This window comes from Fluviispira vulneris (genome assembly GCF_014281055.1).
Classification (GTDB): domain Bacteria; phylum Bdellovibrionota_B; class Oligoflexia; order Silvanigrellales; family Silvanigrellaceae; genus Silvanigrella; species Silvanigrella vulneris.
Genome location: NZ_JACRSE010000002.1, coordinates 1 through 17,199, shown reverse-complemented (window position 1 = coordinate 17,199; position 17,199 = coordinate 1). Strand labels below are relative to the sequence as shown.

Here is a 17,199-nt window from a genome sequence, read left to right as displayed (position 1 = left end):
AATGACTGATTCAGATAAAATTCAAGAGCTCATACGCATTTCTGAAACAAGAATGATTAAATGTGTTTTTCCTGACACAACAAATCATTATAATACTTTATTCGGTGGCACTGCTCTCAATTGGATGGATGAAATTGCATTTATTACAGCAACGCGTTTTTGCCGCAAAAAAATAGTGACTGTCTCGTTAGATAAAACAGATTTCCAAAGACCAATCCCTGCAGGAACTTTTGCAGACATGCATGGCAAAGTCATACATGTTGGAAATAAAAGTTTAAAAATTCAAGTGCAAATTTTTATAGAACAGATGCATACGAATCAAAGAGAACTTGCTGTAAGTGGAGTCTTTTCTATGGTCGCACTCAATGAAAATGGCAAACCCACTTCAGTTTTATGAGATTATCGCACCAAAATAGAGTATTCTGGTTTCAAGGAGAGCAAATAGAATGCTTTCAAAAATATTAGATGAATTTCAATTTACCTCTGAATTATATAAAAACATAATTGAAAATAAATATTGCTTTGAAATAGAAGATACTTTAACAAACGAAAAAAGAAAAGAAAAATTTCCAGAGGCCATACAACGGGTCGCTTATGAAGTTAACAAATATGACATCAGCGCCTTTGAAGAAATGCAACAAAAAACCATTCAATATATTCATGCAAAAGACTTCAGCCCTGCTGGAGGAATTTGGCGCGCTGCAGGAAATAAATCTCATAAAATCTCTTATGTAAATTGCACAACGCAAGCACCTATTAAAGATTCCATTGAAGAAATTTTTGCTCATTCACTGACTCATTGGAGCCGTATCGCCTCCTATGGACAAGGGAATGGAATCGATATTTCAGGTCTCAGACCTCGCGGAGCACGAACGCACAATTGTGCAAGAGTTAGCACAGGGGCTGTCAGTTTTCTCTCTATATTTGATGCTGCTATGCAAGTGATAGGCGCTGAAAATAGAAGAGGTGCAACAAAACCAGACATTTGGATTTACCATCCTGATGTGGAAGAATTCATCACTTGTAAATCCGATATCACACAATTAACTTCTCAAAATATATCGGTCAAAGTAGACAATAAGTTTATGAATGCAGTCATCGAAAATAAAAATATTGAATTAAGCTGGGAGAGAAAAGAAAATAAAATATTTCTTGGCAATAAATTATTTGATGAAAATTCACCCGGACCTAATTTAAGCATAAAGCGAGAAGTAACAGCACAATCTCTTTTCCAGAAAATAACTTTTCAGGCATGGAACACTGGCGAACCAGGTATTGAATTCTGGGATCATAGCGAAGAATTTTCAAATAGCAATTATCACCCAAATATTAAATACCATATTGTTTCAACCAACGGTTGTTCGGAACAAAAATTAGATCCGTTCAATACTTGTGTTCTTGCTTCTATCAATTTTTATAACATGCCCTTGTTAAATGAGAACTGGCAAGATTGGCTGAGAGAAAGAGTTGAGTTTGGTATACGATTTTTAGATAATGTTATTATTGCTGAATTTCAAGAAAACCGATCACCACATCCTATACAACGAGAAAAATTAATAGAAATGACTCGCATTGGACTGGGTTTTACAGGACTGTATGATTGGTTTATTAAAGCAAAAATTAGATATGGATCTGAAAAAAGTATTTCTATATCTGAAGAAATAATGAAAGTGTTCACAGAAACAGCATATCGCAGTTCCATACAATTGGGTAAAGAAAGAGGAAGCTTTAAAGAATTTAAGAAAGAGTGGTTTGTTAAAAGTCCATTTATTAAAAGACTATGCCAACTCACATCATTAAAAGCGGATGAGTTTACTGCAATGCGCCATGTTTGCTGCCTTACAGTAGCACCGACAGGAACTTTATCAATGGTCGTTGGAGTAGGAGGAAGCGGCTGCGAACCGGCCTTTGCTCCTTATTTTGAACGGAGAGAACGGACGCTTACAGGTGAGTACAAGTCACATTTAATTTTTGACAACTCTGTTATAAACGAATTAAATAGACAAAAAATTCCTTTAACAAAAGAAAATGCTGAAAAATTAGTAGAAAAAAATGAATGGGTTTTTGCTGCTTGGAATACAAATCCAGAGAAAAATGTCGATCCAATAGATAAATTAAAATTAATTTCAACTTTATATAAATATATCGACAGTGGGATTTCTGTGACCTATAATTTACCAGAAAATGCCTTGGTAGAAGACATTCGAAAGATTTTCTTAACAGCATGGCAATATGGATTAAAATCTGTAACAGTCTATCGTGACAAAAGCAGAGAAGGAATTATAAATAACATACCCACAAACACGAATGAGAATACTTCGAAAAATTTTCAGAAAATTATCGCTGTAAAGCGCCCCAGTGTTTTAACTTGCGATATCCATAATTTTAAATTAAATAAACAAAACTGGCTTATTCTTATTGGTCTTCTTGAAAACGAACCATATGAAGTTTTTTGTGGTTATTGCGATAAATATTCATTGCCTGAAAACAGTAAAAATGCTGAAATTTTGAAACATAAAAATCAAAATTATTTTTTAAAATTTAAAAACTCAAAAGAAATTAATTTAAAAAAACTTTTACAAAATGCTCCTTCAGAGAGTGCCATCACACGCCTTGTATCATTAAATTTAAGACATGGAGTTGATATTAAATACATAGTTCAGCAACTCGAAAAAACTGAAGGTAATATTACACATTTTGCAAGTGCAATTAATCGAGTGCTTAAAAAATATATTAAAGATGGTACAAAATTCACAGGAGAAATTTGTCCAAATTGTCAAAAATCAAATATGGTTCATCAATCAGGCTGTAAAACTTGTATGGATTGCGGCTGGAGTCGCTGTTAATTAATTATTAGTGGAACTGCGTACAATTTAAAAGATAGTGCAAATATGATGAATATATTTTAAATGATGGAAAATCTTTGGTAACAAAAAGATCTGGAAATATCTCTAATACCACTTTTCTTTGTATCATTACAGGATGTGCTGCTGCAAGCTTTAAAAAAGCATTGATAAAATTATTTTCATTTTTACTTTCAATGGCAGTAATGACAGATTTTACAAGATTACTTTGATAAGGATACAAAGCAGTAAAGGCTGAGCCTGAAAAATGCGCGCCGTCAACATATTCTCTACTCAATTTTAAATTTAAAGTTTGTTCACCTTGAACAAATGAAATATTAAGTGGCGCAATTAATGCTTTGCCCACTGACAAAAGGTTGTTCTTAACGTTTGCCGGATTATCCATATAGATTTTAAATTTATTTGCTATTTCTTTCTGTAGATAATTAATATAATCGTTTTCTTCAAAAGTTCGCACTGACATTGGATCTTTACCTAATGGGTTTTCTACGATGACATCGATCTCTTTTAAAATAAAAGGACTGCCATCGAAGTAAGCATCTCTAATTGCCTCAGAATCCGTATCTCCAATACTTTCTGAATCATAATCTAACCATGCATTTTGATATGTATTCGATATACAGGGATTTAATATTTCATATCTTTCTTTTATTGAAGAATTAAAAATTGTTCTAACATGAATTTCATGAAAGTCACAAATATTTTCTAAATCATGCACAAAATTACGCCCGCTTTCATTATCTGCCACTTGATATACAAAAGTTTTTAAAACATCAGTAAGAGGCTGATCAATAAATTTTTTATATTTCCAAAGGAGATCTTCTGGATAACCTTTAAAAACTGATATTAATTTGAAAAATGTTTCTGTTTGATAGCGAAGCCAATCTCGAGTCGGCTGATCTTCTTCTTCTAAGTAATAATCATAAAAATGTTTGTTTGCTTTTAATTGCATTCGAGCTTCAAATAAATCTCTCCGTATTTTTACAGGGGAGCCATTATATTCTCTTAAAAAACTAGCACGATTTTGCAAAGTAAACTTCGACTTTAGTGGGTCTGGTCCTCCGCTTGAAGGAGGTAAACTGCTGTTAGAGTTATTTTTACTGCAACTCAAAAATATAGTAAAAATAAACAAAAATATAAAAATAATATTATTTTCATAGCCCCTTCAAAAGGAATAAAATAGAATAATTTATTTATTCGTTATAACATCCCAGTGCTCTACAATTTTATTATTTTCAACTCGAAATAGATCATAGTAAATCACACTTCTACAAGCGATACGTCCTTCACTAACAGATAAAACAAAGTTTCCTTCTGCCAATATTAGATTATTTTTATCATAGTAATTTCCATCTTTATTATTTGAAATATTATTTTTATAAAGTCCGATTTCTCCAACTAAAGAATAATTTAAATCAGTATTATATGATTGGAACTTTTTTTGATCAATAAATTTATTTACTTGCTTAAAATTCTTTTTGATAAGTATATCATCTAAGAATTTTTGGATTCTTACTGCGGACTTTGTTGAAACCTTTTATACTATATTTTATACCCGCATTATTATCTTTATATTTTTCTTTATCAACGTATTCTACAGATTTAGGATCTCGTTTTTCAATACTTTTGATAAGTTCAACTACAATTGCCTTATTATCAATTTTTTTTGCTTCGCTATAAGCATTAATATTTAATATAATTGAGAAAAATATTAAAATTATTTTCAACATTGTTTTTCCTTTAATTTTTTTTTTGCATCATATTATGAAATTTTACTATAAAAACAAGCAAATTATTTTGACATAGATGCTTCAGTCATATTTAATAAATAATAAGTCTATTGATACAATTTTTCTTTTTTCTCTGTAAATAATTTAACACTTAATGATAAATTTTATGATCTGCTTTCTAAATTTTACGCTGAAAATAAAATTCGCTCGCTCTTAGGCTTTAATCAGAAAAAATTCTAAAAATAAAATTATTTTGTTCCGTTATCGAAACATAGCTTTTGTAAGTACAATTCATTTCTTCTAAGAAAATATACATTTAGTCGTCTTGCACATCTACCCAGCTTAGAGTATTTATTATGTTTTGAAATTGAATCTTTCACTTTCCGTTGCTCAAACGAATAACTTGAGATAATTTTAGATTTATTTGATATTGGAAGATTGAATGATATTACAAAATGACGATGAGCTAAAAAAATTACAACAAATCGGAACAATAGTTGCTGATACACTTGTTTTTATGAAGAAAAGCGTTGAAATAGGAATGACCACTCAGGAACTTGATGAATTGGGAGGAACATTTCTTAAAAAATTTGGCGCGGTTTCAGCACCAAAATTAATATATAATTTCCCTGGCTACACATGTATTTCCTTAAACCATGAAATTGCACATGGGATCCCATCAAGAAAAAAAATAATGGCAGGGGATTTAATTAACATTGATGTTTCTGCTGAATTAAATGGATATTTTGCCGATACAGGAGGATCTTTTTGTGTTGGTGTAAAAACTCCCCAAAATGAAAGATTGTGCAATGCTACAGTAGAGGCGATGTATGCAGGAATAAGCGCTTCTAAAAGTGGAGAAAAATTATCCGCCATAGGAAAATCGGTAGAAAAAATTGCCCGTAAATATAAATATTCAATTATTGAAAATTTAGGCAGCCATGGAGTTGGGAAAGCATTACACGAAGAACCTAAATATATATCATCGACCTTCGATCCAAAAGAAAAAAGAATTTTAAAAAAAGGAATGGTCATTACAGTAGAACCATTTCTCTCAACTGGGGAAATTTATGCTGAAGAAAGCAAAGATGGTTGGACGCTATTTATAAAAAAGCAGCATAAAGCAGCTCAATTTGAACATACAATAGTAGTTACTGATAGTGAACCAATAATATTAACTCGTCCTTCAGCAGACGCATTTTTTTAATAATAAGCTGATAAGAAAGGGAATACTTTGAATTTAAAACGACCTCGTTTTTTTATTCTAAATGAAAGTTCTCTTAGCTTAGAGCTTGAACCACCTGCAGAACTCTTTTATCAAAAAAAACTTTGGTGGTTAGCAAAAAAATTAAAATTAAATCCTCAAGTAATAGACGTCGTAATAGGAATGAACAACTTTACAATAGTTATAAACCCATTGATTCATCATCCAGAAAATTTCCTTTTTCTACTGGAATCACTCTGGCAACAAGCAGAATCAATTGAAAATAATATTAAAGAAGTTATTATTCCTGTAAAATATGGAAAAAAATATGGTCCTGACCTGATAATAATTGCTAATAATACAGGACTCACTTTTAAGGAAATCATTGAACTCCATTGCAGTGGTGAATATTTTGTTTATTTTCTTGGCTTTCAACCTGGATTTCCATATTTAGGCGGTTTGCCTAAACAACTTCATACAGCAAGAAAAAATATTCCAAATATTGCTATACCTGCAGGCTCAGTTGGAATTGGGGGAAGTCAAACTGGCATTTATCCTTCATGCACACCAGGTGGCTGGAATATTATAGGACATACAGATTTTATTTTATTTAAACCAGATTCATCAGAACCAACAACACTTTTGCCTGGTGATAAAGTTCGATTTGTTGAAAAAAAATAGATGCCAAATTTGAAAAATACTATTTGTTAACCTCTTATATTTGCCTAAATATAATATTAAGCTATAATTTCCTTGTTTTATGATAAAATGAATTGCGAATTTTTTTTCTAATATAAAAAATTGATTTTAAAAATAAGGCGAAAATATATGCTTAAAATATTAAAAACTTCTGCATATACAAGTATACAAGACTTAGGTCGAACAGAATACCGCTCTTATGCAGTATCATTAGGCGGAGCTGTCGATCGTTTTGCCTTGCATTGCGCCAATCTTTTAGTTGGCAATTTACCTGATACTCCAGCTATAGAAATTGCTCTAGGTCCTGTTGCAATTCAATTCAAAAGAGATTGTTGGATCTCTTTAATGGGTGCAGATTTCAATGCCACTCTTGATCATAAAAAAATATTTCATGGCTGGCGCCATCCTGTAAAATCCGAACAAATACTGCGACTCAGTCACGCTCAAACTGGAGTGTTTACTTATTTAGCTATTGATGGTGGTATTGAAATCCAGACTATTTTGGGAGGTAAAGGCACAGACCTAAATAATAAATTTGGTGGATTTAATGGAAGAAATTTACAAAATGGCGATGAACTTAAACTTGGAAAACCTAATTTTTTAAGCAAATGCATCGGTATATTACAACCATCACGTTCAAATCGTATCCGTATTATTACAGGTCCAGAATTTAATAATTTAACTCCATTGAGCCAAGAGGATTTTTGGTCGCAAAATTGGAATGTTACTTCAGAAAGTAACAGGATGGGTTATAGACTTTCAGGAAATATTTTAAGATTTTCAACCCATCAAGAAATGCTTTCCCATGTAGTTTTTCCTGGACTCATTCAACTTCCCCCTAATGGTCAGCCAATCGTTTTATTAGCTGATGCACAAACAACAGGAGGATATCCTCGCATTGGCTGGATAATTGCCGCAGATATGTGGCAGTTTGTTCAGACACAATTTAGCAAAACTATTCAATTTTCTCCTTGTTCCCTTGCAGAAGCTATTCAAGCTTTGAAGAAGCAAGAAGAATATAAAAATAAAATACAGTGGGGTTTAAATTATATCCAAAGGGAATTAAATGAAAATTGATCTCAATGCCGATATTGGTGAAGGTTTTAAAAATGATAAAGAAATTATAAATTACGTCAGTTCCGTTAATATAGCTTGTGCTAGGCATGCTGGGACACCTATAAGTATCCATCAAAGTGTAAAGTGGGCTATGGCTCGGGGAATTTCCTTAGGTGCTCATCCTGGTTATCCAGATGAAAAAAATTTTGGTAGAGTCGAATTAAATCTTTCAGCAGAAGTACTTTTTGCAGAAATTATTTTTCAAATCTCTGCACTGCAAGGAATTGTCAATGCTGAAAAAGGGAAACTCACGCATGTAAAGTTACATGGCGCTTTATACAATCAAGCAGCACATGATTTACAGATAGCGGATATCATTATATCTGCAATTAAAAAAGTGAATCCAAAATTAAAATTATTTGCTCTTGCGGGCAGTCCCTTAGTGCAAAAGGCAAAAAAAGAACATTTAGCTATTATTGAGGAAGGATTTGCAGATCGTTGCTATAAAGACGATGGAACTTTATTAGCAAGAAGTGAGTGTGGCGCTATAATTAAAGACAAAAAAATCGCTTTGAAACAAAGCTTAACAATGATAAAAGAAAAAAAAGTTATCAGCCAAAACGGAAAAATATTTCCTATCAAAATTGATACAATATGTTTGCATGGAGATAATCCCCATGCACTCAATTTGACCAAATATTTATTTACAAAACTCATAAATGAAGGAATTGCCATTCAAACATATAAATAAAAGAGAGATATTTCATATGTCATTACTTCTTCCACTGATCGGTATACCTATTATTATTTTAGGTTTTGCATTAAGGTTTAACCCACTGCTCGTTATCGCTACAGCCGGTATCGTAACAGGTTTTTCCGTAGGCATGGATTTTTTTACCATACTTGAAACATTTGGAGAAAAATTTCTAAATAGCCGTCAGCTCGCCGTTTTTATTTTAATTCTTCCTGTCGTTGGCCTACTAGAACATTATGGACTTAAAGAACGTGCAGAAATTTGGATTGGAAAATTCACCCATATAACAACTGGCAAAATAATTATGCTTTATTTTTTTCTGAGAGAAATATCTGCTGCTATGGGTTTAATTGGCTTAGGTGGACATGCACAGACAATCCGCCCCCTGATTGCCCCAATGGCGGAAGGGGCAAGCAAAAATAAATATGGTCCTTTACCAAAATCAATTTTAGATAAAATTCGTTCACACGCAGCAGCATCTGAAAATATTGCAGTCTTTTTTGGAGAAGATATTTTCATCGCATTTGGTGCTATTATTTTAATGAATACATTTTTAAATGACAATGGAATTGAAAATATTGAACCACTCCATATTGGACTTTGGGGAATTCCAACAGCCATTTGTGCTCTCTGCATTCATTTAATTAGACTTACGCAACTCGACACCAGTATAAAAAATGACGTTCGCAAGTGGAAAATGAAGCAAGGAGACCTGGATTGAAAACTCTTTTAACAATCGATATTATTTATTATATAATTGGTATAATTGTCCTATTTATTGCTTTTTTAAGTTTAAAAGATAAAAAAAATCCTAAACGATATAAAACAGCTTTCTTTTGGTCATTATTTTCTATAATTTTTCTTTTTAGTGATCTTGCAATTTATTATATAGGTAAAAGTTTAACTTATAGGATAATAGGTATCCTTGTTATTTTGATGGCGCTTATTGCTGGACTCGGACAATTCAGCAATAGAAATGATTTGCAAAAATCCATTAGAGAAAAAAAAACTTATGCTATAAAATTTGGAAATAAAGTTTTTATCCCTGCATTACTTATACCTATTCTCACAGTTACATGCACATTTATTTTTAAAGATCTCTCATTTAAAAATTATTTTTTTTTCGATCAAAAGAACTTAACACTTGCTTCATTAACATTTGCATGTTTTCTATCATTGATTGTGGGTTTGAAGCTCACAGGAGGTAATCCGCTTCAAGCAATAAATGAATCGAAACGTTTGCTCGATTCTATTGGCTGGGCTGCAATATTACCTATGATGCTAGCTATGCTAGGAGGAATTTTTACAGCTGCGCAAACCGGAAACTCTATTCAAGAAATTGCCAAACTCATAGTCGATCCAAATAATCGTTTTTTATTGGTTGCAATTTATTGCGTAGGAATGGCTTTATTCTCAATAATTATGGGCAATGCTTTTGCTGCATTTCCCGTTATGACAGCAGGTGTAGCACTTCCCTTTTTAGTCCACGCCCACAATGCAAACCCAATCCCACTCGTTGCCATAGGAATGTATTCTGGATATTGCGGAACTCTAATGACACCTATGGCTGCTAATTTTAATATCGTACCAGCTGCTCTGCTAGAATTAAGAGATAAATATGGTGTTATTAAAGTGCAAATACCCACTGCTATTTCTATGCTTATTATTAATATATTCTTAATGTACTTCATAATTTTTATTTAATTAAAAAAACATTGATTAACATTATTATTTTTGCTAATAGATCTTAGCAAAAACATATGGGAGATTAAAATGGAAAATCTTATTCATCAATGCGAAAATATAGTCAAAGAAAAATTTTTTTATATACCATATCTTTTAAAAGATTGTGATGTTGAAACATTTGAAGGATTTAAAATTACAAAATCACCTTTTATGAGCTCTATGTTTAATATTGCATGGCTTAATAATGTCAATCCAATATATCTCGAATCGTCACTCAATAAATTAATAAATTATTTCAATTCAAATCCTTTTGCCTTGTGGATTGGCCCCAATTCGTCTCCTAAACAAATAAATGAAATTTTACAAAAATTAGGTTTTGTAAAAGAAGCAATTGAAATTGGCATGACATATTCCTTAAATTTATTAAATAGCGCATATGATTCAGCCAATTTTAAAGAAATCAATAATGAAAAATTTGATTCTAATATTATAAAAGAAGTCAATGATGAAATCAGTATGCAGCATTTTATAAATGTACTCGAAAAATACGATCCAGAAGCGCGGATATACTATTTAAAAATTGCCAATGAACTGGGCTTCAAAGATAACAAACCATATCGTTTTTTTTACCTTGAAGTAGAAGGTGCTTCTGCATGCATTGCATCACTCTTTTTTAAAGAAGACGTCTGTGGAGTTTTTGATGTTCTTACCCATGATAATTATAGAAAACAAGGACATGCTTCTAAGATGATGAAGTATCTTCTCCACTATGCGAAAGAACATGGTGCAAAATATATGGGCCTCACAGCTTCTTCTCCTGAAGCAGTTAATATATATAAAAAATTAGGATTTATTGAAATGGGTGAATATGATTGCTATGAATATAAACGTTAAATATTTTTTAAAAATTTAATGTGCCTATAAAGCAGATCTTATTGCGCTTTTTTAAAATGAATCCAACTGAAACTAAATCGCTGCGTCTTTGATAAATAAACAGCAAATAAAATAAATATAATTCCAGTGATTTGCATATATGAAGGATATTTTCCAGAAAGTTGAATATCTATAAATACAGCAGTGATTATTTGTCCACATATCATTAAAATAGTTGTATTCATTGCGCCAATACGCGGAATAACAAAGCTACTTATGGCAACAAAAAAGGCACCAAAGACACCACCAAAATATGCAAATTTCGGTATTTTTTCATTAATTATAAACCAATCACCTAATATGAAAACTATTATTGTCAAAAATATAAAGCCAACAATATGATTCCAAAAAGAAGCTTTTAATGCACCCACTTTTGTACTTAATTGCCCATTTATGATTCTATTTATATTTATAATCATTCCATTTAATATAGCCAAAAAAAACAATAAACTCATAAACTTTTATTTCCAAAATAAAATTAAATAGCTACCAGTTAGAACGAGAAGAATAACAATAAAATCTTTGATATGAATTTTTCTCTTAATTGTTCCAAATAAACCTATACTATCTGAAAATATACCAAATAAGATTTGTCCCACAAGAATAAGTGAAATTGCAGCAGACAGTGAAAGTCCTTTATTTATAACAACCGATGAAAGAAAAACTACAAATGCACCTGCTACTCCCCCCAAGTATAGCCACCATTGAACTTTAGTTGTAATTGCTTGAGATTTTTCTGATTTTATTTGCATTGTATATGAAAATATTAAGATTGTTAAAATTACAGAAGCACCAATACCATGAGCAAACCATGAAGCAAAGACTGCATTTGTATTTTGGGCAAGCAAACTATTTGAAGTCACCATTAATGCGAGAAGAACACCTCCAAAAAGTGCTAAAAAAATATCTTTTGATTTTGTCATATCAAATAGCCTTTTATATAATAATATAGACTTTAATTTATAAACTCTTTATACCAGAAAAGGTTAATATTTTACAATTTTTTTAGAATAAAATACTTACCAAATGAAATATAAAAAAAATTTATAAAATTAGCAACTTAAATTTATTTTTTTTAATCGAACTAGATTAGAAAATGTTAACCTTGTAAATAATTTTCTAAAAATAATATCTAGCATTAAATGAAACTTCTGGCTTTGCATTATTATTTACTAAATTCATTTGAAATTCTAAATTTTTATCTGCATATACTGCAAAGATTAATGAATATTTAATAGAGTCAATTAATTTTTCAGCATTTATTCTCTTAGCGATCTCTGATTTAGCAATAAATTTAAAATAATTAGAAATATTTTGTATCGCTCCGATTGATAGAGTAGGGCCTATATGACCTCCACTACTTGAAGAATATCCTATATCACCATGCATTATGGAATATAAAATTAAAGAATTATTAAATTCATACAATGCTAAACCATATCCTAACTGCAAATAGCCACGCTCTTCTGTCGCAGCATCGCCAAATCCAAATCCATATTCGTAACCAGAATCAAAGTGCCACGTTAAGAAATGTATATTCGGAATTTGTGCTGGAAGCGAAGTTATTTCTAATAAATGAAAATTTTTTAGATATACTTTTTTATTTGTATAATCAGCTCTCACGATTGTATCTAAAAATCCAACTCCCAAGGCATCACTGTATCCATTTGATTGAGATTCAAAATCATGCAGAGCTGGCCTCCATCTTATATCAGAAAAGCATTCTCCAGAAAAGGAAGAGCCATAACTCATTGAAATAAGAGCTGAGTCATGCCCCAGATTGGGTGGTGCAGAGATCGGTGTGTCCAAAAGAGGTTCAGATTTTTCTCCTGTTTGTGCTCTTGAAATCAATAATTGTTTCCTCAAGTCACCGTATTCTATTGCATCATTTGAACCTACTAACTTTTCTTTATAATCAATATATTCAAGAGCTGTATCAATAATTCTTGTTTTACATTGATCAAAGCACCCAGAAAATATGGATTGTGTTAATTTTACATTATTATTCTCAACAATTTCTTTCAATATTTTTCTTTCGTGCCCATTTAAAACTGATAACCTTGTCAAATATCTTGAAAAAACTGAGGCTCTATAACTAATATGTTCTACTAAATTTGGCATCCTGTTTACGATTCGAACAGTGTCAGAGGGAATTGCATATATTTTAATATTTTCTGTTAATTTTAATTCTGGTTTTGCAGCTTCTAAGACTGACAAAATTACATAAGCACAATTGTCGTCCAAATAATAATAATCTATATATGTCCATCCTACTTCCCATAAAATGAGTTCTAAAAGACGAATTTCTTTTTTGGACAAATTTAATTTATACTCCCACAGATCTCGACTTTCAAAATTATTATATTCTTGAATTTTAATATAGTAAGGAACAACGGCAAATTTTCCTGGATACCCTCCAGCCAATCCTTTTATTGCAAATAGCCAGTCCTTTTCTGCTGGAATAACCGCAGCAAAATTCGCAACATCATCTAAAATTGCTGATTCATTTTTATAATCTTTATTTCTATGCAGGCGTAAGAAAGTATGGCCAAATAAAGTGCCAGGACCATCTGCTACATAATTTGAAAAAACAAGAGACACACCCTCATAATCTAAATAATCAATGAATTTATGTAGCTCAGGACATGCTTGAAAATATATTTTATTCGAATCAATCTTAAGCTCTTCTACCAACCAATGAAACCTTGCTGGAAAGCGACATTGAGGATGCAAATAATTTTCATCGTTTTTTTTAGGGGTTTTTTCAGCAAAAGCTTTAAGAGTCTCAATGAGTTCTAATTTTGGATTTATTTTCCCTTCTTGTGAAAGAAAAAAATTTTTATCACTCATCAAACTTTTTGGTTGCGCACTAAAAAATCTATCAGGAATAAATAATAATTTTTTCCATGCCCTTTTTTCCCATAATTTATCTTTTTCTGCTTGTGTGATAATTTCACTGATATATGAATTTGAATCTGCATAAACTTTAGAAAAATGCACTATAAGATTTATAATGAAAAAAAAAATTATTATTCGAAAAGGATAAAAAATACTATTCCAATACATCAGTAAATCGTTCTTATACAATTTTTTGCCAAATATTGATCAGAATTTACTTCTCTTAAATAATTTTGCAAAACTAAATTAGGTTCATTTGTTTCGTAAATTTTACTATAATTTATTTGGCTAAACTTAGAAAATTGTTCATTTGGACAGCCAAAAACTTTTGCTAATGCTACTAAATGCTCACCGGACCCTTGTGCAGCTTCTTTTGATAGGCTTGATAAATTTACAGTGATAAAAACTTCTTGCTCTACGGAAGCTGTTTTTGTTCGAGATTCAACACAATTCGAAGTACCTGATGTTATCGCTGAGGATTGTGTATAACCAGAAATAAAATCATTCACTATAGAGGCACCAATTTGTGGAAGAGTGTCTTTCTCTTTTATGAATAATGTAGCAAAGCCACATCCCCCCATACCCCATGCTTCAACATCTTTATAGTTACCATCTTTTCCAATTTCTACAGCAGCAAATACATTAGAAGACAGCGCAGTCATTAAAATTAAGCCAATGAACGAGTTACAAGCAAATTTGAAATATTTCATATTGGGATCTCCCAAGTAACTTTATGGATTGTAAAATTAAATAACTAGCGAACAACCTGTAACCAATTTTTCATTAGCTTTAATTTCTTCTTGCACAACATCAAGTGCAGCCATGATTCCCGGTGCAATAAAAATTTTAGAAAATGAATTTTGCATCTGAGAAGCAAAACTTGGATAAACCTCATTTTTACAACCAAATGTGCTGGAAAATGCACGTAAAGTTTCTCCATCTCCTTGCGCCATTTCTTTAGATAAAATTGAATAATTATCTGTTATAAATTTTTTTTGCGCACTTAAGGCAACTGCTTTTGATGGAGCAAGGCAATTTGAAGTGCCAGAAGTTATTCCAAAAACCTGATTTGCTGAAGTTCCATTTGTAGTTGATGCAAAGACCTGATTGCCATCTGCACCCATAATCTGTGAACCTAAACCACATCCAGCCATTCCAAACGGCGTTTTTGCAAAACAAGCAAAAGGGATAATGCAAAAAACGAAGGTAAAAAGTAAATGTTTTCGCAGAAACATAGCTATTGTCCTCCTCACAGTATATAGAAAGTTAAATATGCCTAAACTTTAAAACTTATTTAATTATATATCAATTAATTAGGCTGTTTTTTTTCACAATTATTTAAATTAAGGTCAAATAAATTTTTAGATTTTACAAATATAAAGTTGATTTTCAATATAAAAGCACAAAAAATATGCAAATATAAATTTTTTACCTTTTATTATTCTGAACTATAAGCATTTTATTCTATCTTTAATGTTCGCAAAATTCCTTTAAATGTGTTTTATTTAGTAAAATCTTTATTTTTTAATAAAGCAGCTCCCATTGAAAAAATACAGCTAAAAAAAATTTACCGAAAGGATTAAATAATGGTGTTACCTAAATATCATCAAATAATGCTTCCATTTTTAAAATTAATTTCCGATGAAAAAAAACACCGTGTTTCTGAGTTAGGAAATGAAATTGCAAAACACTTTGACTTAAATGAAAGAGAAAGAAGAGAAGTCCTTCCTTCAGGCGCCCAAACTGTGTTTGACAATCGTGTCGGTTGGGCAAAAACATATTTGAAAAAAGCAGGTCTTATTGATTATCCTGAAAGAGGATTTGTCCTTATTAATTCAAAAGGAAAAGCTTTATTAAGTGAGAACTTAACAGAAATCTCACCAAATTACTTGAGACGATATGATGAGTTTTTAGAATTTAAATCCCCTTCAATTTCTAATACCAAAACCTTTGCAAATGAGACAATTATAGTTGCATCGCAGGAGAATTTATCTACACCCCAAGAAGCTTTAGAAGCGGCTTATCGTTCATTAAATAATGAGATAATTGCTGATTTAATTTCAAATATTGAGAACTGTTCACCGTTTTTCTTTGAAAAGCTCGTAGTCGATCTATTAATTAACATGGGTTATGGAGGCTCGAGAAAAGAAGCTGGCAAAGCATTTCAAAGCACAGGTGATGGTGGGATTGATGGAATCATAAAAGAAGATCGTTTAGGCCTCGATGCAATTTATATTCAAGCAAAAAGATGGAAAAAAGAATCTGTGATTGGTCGACCCGAAATTCAAAAGTTTGCGGGCGCATTGCAAGGATTTAGAGCAAAAAAAGGAGTTTTTATTACAACTTCACGCTTTTCAAAAGAAGCATATGACTATGTTGAACAAATCGAGACTAAAATTATCCTAATAAACGGAACAGAACTCGCAGAATATATGATTGAAACAAACACAGGTGTCTCTGTTGTTGATGTCTATAAAATAAAAAAAATAGATCTCGACTATTTTCAAGAAACTTAAGTAAAACACAAGATAAACCTGAGCTTGCACAAGCTTGGATTAATGGCGGTTTGTAGTGAAGAGCACTACTGAATATAATAAATGTGGTGTAGAGTTTACTTTAGTGAATGTGTTTTTTATTATTAAAAGCAAAATAGAAAAATGCAATGAAGAAATATAAAGTAACAGGAAAAATTAAAAGATTCCCGGGTAAAGGCGGCTGGTTTTACGTTGAGCTGAATAAGAAGATTAGTGAAGCCTTTCGCCCATTAGTAAAAAATAGGTGGCCCGCATTACTATCTGCATCGTTTACTTTAAATCAAACATCCTGGAAAAGTTCTATTATGCCAATAAAAGAGGGACCTCTTTTTATAGCGCTACCTACCAAAATTCGTAAATGCGAACAATTAGAAGAAGGACAAAAAGTAACTATAGAATTTTTACTTTCTGATAACAGAATCTTTTAAGGGCAGGTTTATAACTTTAATTAGCGGGTAGGAAGCCCAAATTATAATTAAATAATTTAATCGTAAAATAAAAAAAAAGCCCCTCGGTTTTTACCGAGGGGCTTTAGAAATAAAAGGCTGCACAGAGCTACTCTCCCACACTTAAGAGTGCAGTACCATTGCCGCAGACGGGCTTGACTTCGGAGTTCGGAATGGGATCCGGTATTTCCCCGTCGCAATCAGCACAGCCAAAGCGAAAAACTAAGACAGAAGAAGAGATAATAAGAAGAAGAAAGAAAGTAAAGGTAAAAGCGTATAAGTTAAGTGATATTTTTCTCAAGCCGTCAGGGCGATTAGTAATGGTTAGCTGAACGCCTCGCAGCGCTTACACATCCATCCTATCGAACTTGTCGTCTTCAAGTGCCCTGTGAGAT

General features: G+C 31.7%; 18 protein-coding genes, 2 rRNA genes and 1 pseudogene. 11 read left to right on the top strand and 10 right to left on the bottom strand.

What is annotated here, in order from left to right:
- Position 1: 1 nt before the first annotated feature.
- Positions 2-397: an acyl-CoA thioesterase gene (locus tag H7355_RS03895; RefSeq protein ID WP_186645417.1), complete on the top strand. Its 396-nt coding sequence runs from the start codon at positions 2-4 to the stop codon at positions 395-397.
- Positions 398-446: 49 nt separating this feature from the next.
- A complete protein-coding gene (locus H7355_RS03890; RefSeq protein WP_186645416.1) occupies positions 447-2,846 on the top strand; it encodes a TSCPD domain-containing protein in 2,400 nt (799 codons plus the stop codon).
- Positions 2,847-2,853: 7 nt separating this feature from the next.
- Here the strand turns inward: H7355_RS03890 and H7355_RS03885 are convergent, their stop codons facing one another.
- The 3 genes and pseudogenes from H7355_RS03885 to H7355_RS03880 form a co-directional block, all read right to left on the bottom strand.
- Positions 2,854-3,894 (bottom strand): hypothetical protein, encoded by a 1,041-nt coding sequence (locus tag H7355_RS03885; RefSeq protein WP_186645415.1) that lies wholly within the window; start codon positions 3,892-3,894, stop codon positions 2,854-2,856.
- A 159-nt stretch (positions 3,895-4,053) separates the two neighbouring features.
- Positions 4,054-4,206, bottom strand: a pseudogene (locus tag H7355_RS16260) (nuclear transport factor 2 family protein); the annotation flags it as partial.
- 148 nt (positions 4,207-4,354) lie between these two features.
- A complete protein-coding gene (locus H7355_RS03880; RefSeq protein ID WP_186645414.1) occupies positions 4,355-4,594 on the bottom strand; it encodes a hypothetical protein in 240 nt (79 codons plus the stop codon).
- A gap of 442 nt (positions 4,595-5,036) precedes the next feature.
- Between H7355_RS03880 and map the strand changes: the two genes are divergently transcribed.
- The 7 genes from map to H7355_RS03845 all read left to right on the top strand — a co-directional run bounded on the left by map (position 5,037) and on the right by H7355_RS03845 (position 10,887).
- Positions 5,037-5,801 (top strand): type I methionyl aminopeptidase, encoded by a 765-nt coding sequence (map, locus tag H7355_RS03875; protein WP_186645413.1) that lies wholly within the window; start codon positions 5,037-5,039, stop codon positions 5,799-5,801.
- Between the two features lie 27 nt (positions 5,802-5,828).
- The gene (gene pxpB, locus H7355_RS03870; protein WP_186645412.1) at positions 5,829-6,479 is read left to right on the top strand and encodes a 5-oxoprolinase subunit PxpB; all 651 of its coding nucleotides are present in this window, start codon (positions 5,829-5,831) and stop codon (positions 6,477-6,479) included.
- A 147-nt stretch (positions 6,480-6,626) separates the two neighbouring features.
- Positions 6,627-7,574 (top strand): 5-oxoprolinase subunit C family protein, encoded by a 948-nt coding sequence (locus H7355_RS03865; protein WP_186645411.1) that lies wholly within the window; start codon positions 6,627-6,629, stop codon positions 7,572-7,574.
- A complete protein-coding gene (locus tag H7355_RS03860; protein ID WP_186645410.1) occupies positions 7,564-8,304 on the top strand; it encodes a 5-oxoprolinase subunit PxpA in 741 nt (246 codons plus the stop codon). The genes H7355_RS03865 and H7355_RS03860 overlap by 11 nt, the downstream gene beginning before the upstream one ends.
- A 16-nt stretch (positions 8,305-8,320) precedes the next feature.
- Entirely contained in the window at positions 8,321-9,028 is a 708-nt protein-coding gene (locus tag H7355_RS03855; protein WP_186645409.1) for a DUF969 domain-containing protein, read from the top strand.
- Entirely contained in the window at positions 9,025-10,011 is a 987-nt protein-coding gene (locus H7355_RS03850) for a DUF979 domain-containing protein (RefSeq protein ID WP_186645408.1), read from the top strand. Before H7355_RS03855 ends, H7355_RS03850 begins: the two co-directional genes overlap by 4 nt.
- 69 nt (positions 10,012-10,080) lie before the next feature.
- Positions 10,081-10,887, top strand: coding sequence for a GNAT family N-acetyltransferase (locus tag H7355_RS03845; RefSeq protein ID WP_186645407.1), 807 nt, complete (start codon positions 10,081-10,083; stop codon positions 10,885-10,887).
- A gap of 38 nt (positions 10,888-10,925) precedes the next feature.
- On the opposite strand, the gene H7355_RS03840 is transcribed toward H7355_RS03845, so the two are convergent.
- From H7355_RS03840 to H7355_RS03820, 5 genes are all read right to left on the bottom strand, one after another.
- The gene (locus H7355_RS03840; protein ID WP_186645406.1) at positions 10,926-11,381 is read right to left on the bottom strand and encodes a DMT family transporter; all 456 of its coding nucleotides are present in this window, start codon (positions 11,379-11,381) and stop codon (positions 10,926-10,928) included.
- Between the two features lie 6 nt (positions 11,382-11,387).
- Positions 11,388-11,849: a DMT family transporter gene (locus tag H7355_RS03835; RefSeq protein WP_186645405.1), complete on the bottom strand. Its 462-nt coding sequence runs from the start codon at positions 11,847-11,849 to the stop codon at positions 11,388-11,390.
- A 196-nt stretch (positions 11,850-12,045) separates the two neighbouring features.
- Positions 12,046-13,926 carry an Lnb N-terminal periplasmic domain-containing protein gene (locus H7355_RS03830; protein WP_186645404.1) on the bottom strand — a complete coding sequence of 627 codons (1,881 nt, stop codon included), beginning with the start codon at positions 13,924-13,926 and terminating at the stop codon, positions 12,046-12,048.
- Positions 13,927-13,991: 65 nt separating this feature from the next.
- Positions 13,992-14,534 carry a DUF3015 family protein gene (locus H7355_RS03825; RefSeq protein WP_186645403.1) on the bottom strand — a complete coding sequence of 181 codons (543 nt, stop codon included), beginning with the start codon at positions 14,532-14,534 and terminating at the stop codon, positions 13,992-13,994.
- Positions 14,535-14,570: 36 nt separating this feature from the next.
- On the bottom strand, positions 14,571-15,059 hold the full coding sequence (locus tag H7355_RS03820) for a DUF3015 family protein (RefSeq protein WP_186645402.1): 489 nt from the start codon (positions 15,057-15,059) through the stop codon (positions 14,571-14,573).
- 351 nt (positions 15,060-15,410) lie between these two features.
- Here H7355_RS03820 and H7355_RS03815 point away from each other — a divergent pair, with 351 nt between their 5' ends.
- Together H7355_RS03815 and H7355_RS03810 are read left to right on the top strand one after the other, a co-directional pair.
- Positions 15,411-16,340, top strand: a complete 930-nt coding sequence (locus H7355_RS03815) for a restriction endonuclease (protein ID WP_186645401.1) — start codon at positions 15,411-15,413, stop codon at positions 16,338-16,340.
- Positions 16,341-16,486: 146 nt separating this feature from the next.
- The gene (locus H7355_RS03810) at positions 16,487-16,786 is read left to right on the top strand and encodes a DUF1905 domain-containing protein (protein WP_186645400.1); all 300 of its coding nucleotides are present in this window, start codon (positions 16,487-16,489) and stop codon (positions 16,784-16,786) included.
- Positions 16,787-16,900: 114 nt separating this feature from the next.
- Here the strand turns inward: H7355_RS03810 and rrf are convergent.
- Both rrf and H7355_RS15890 read right to left on the bottom strand, forming a co-directional pair.
- Positions 16,901-17,015 (bottom strand): 5S ribosomal RNA (gene rrf / locus H7355_RS03805).
- A gap of 82 nt (positions 17,016-17,097) precedes the next feature.
- Positions 17,098-17,199, bottom strand: a 23S ribosomal RNA gene (locus H7355_RS15890); the annotation flags it as partial.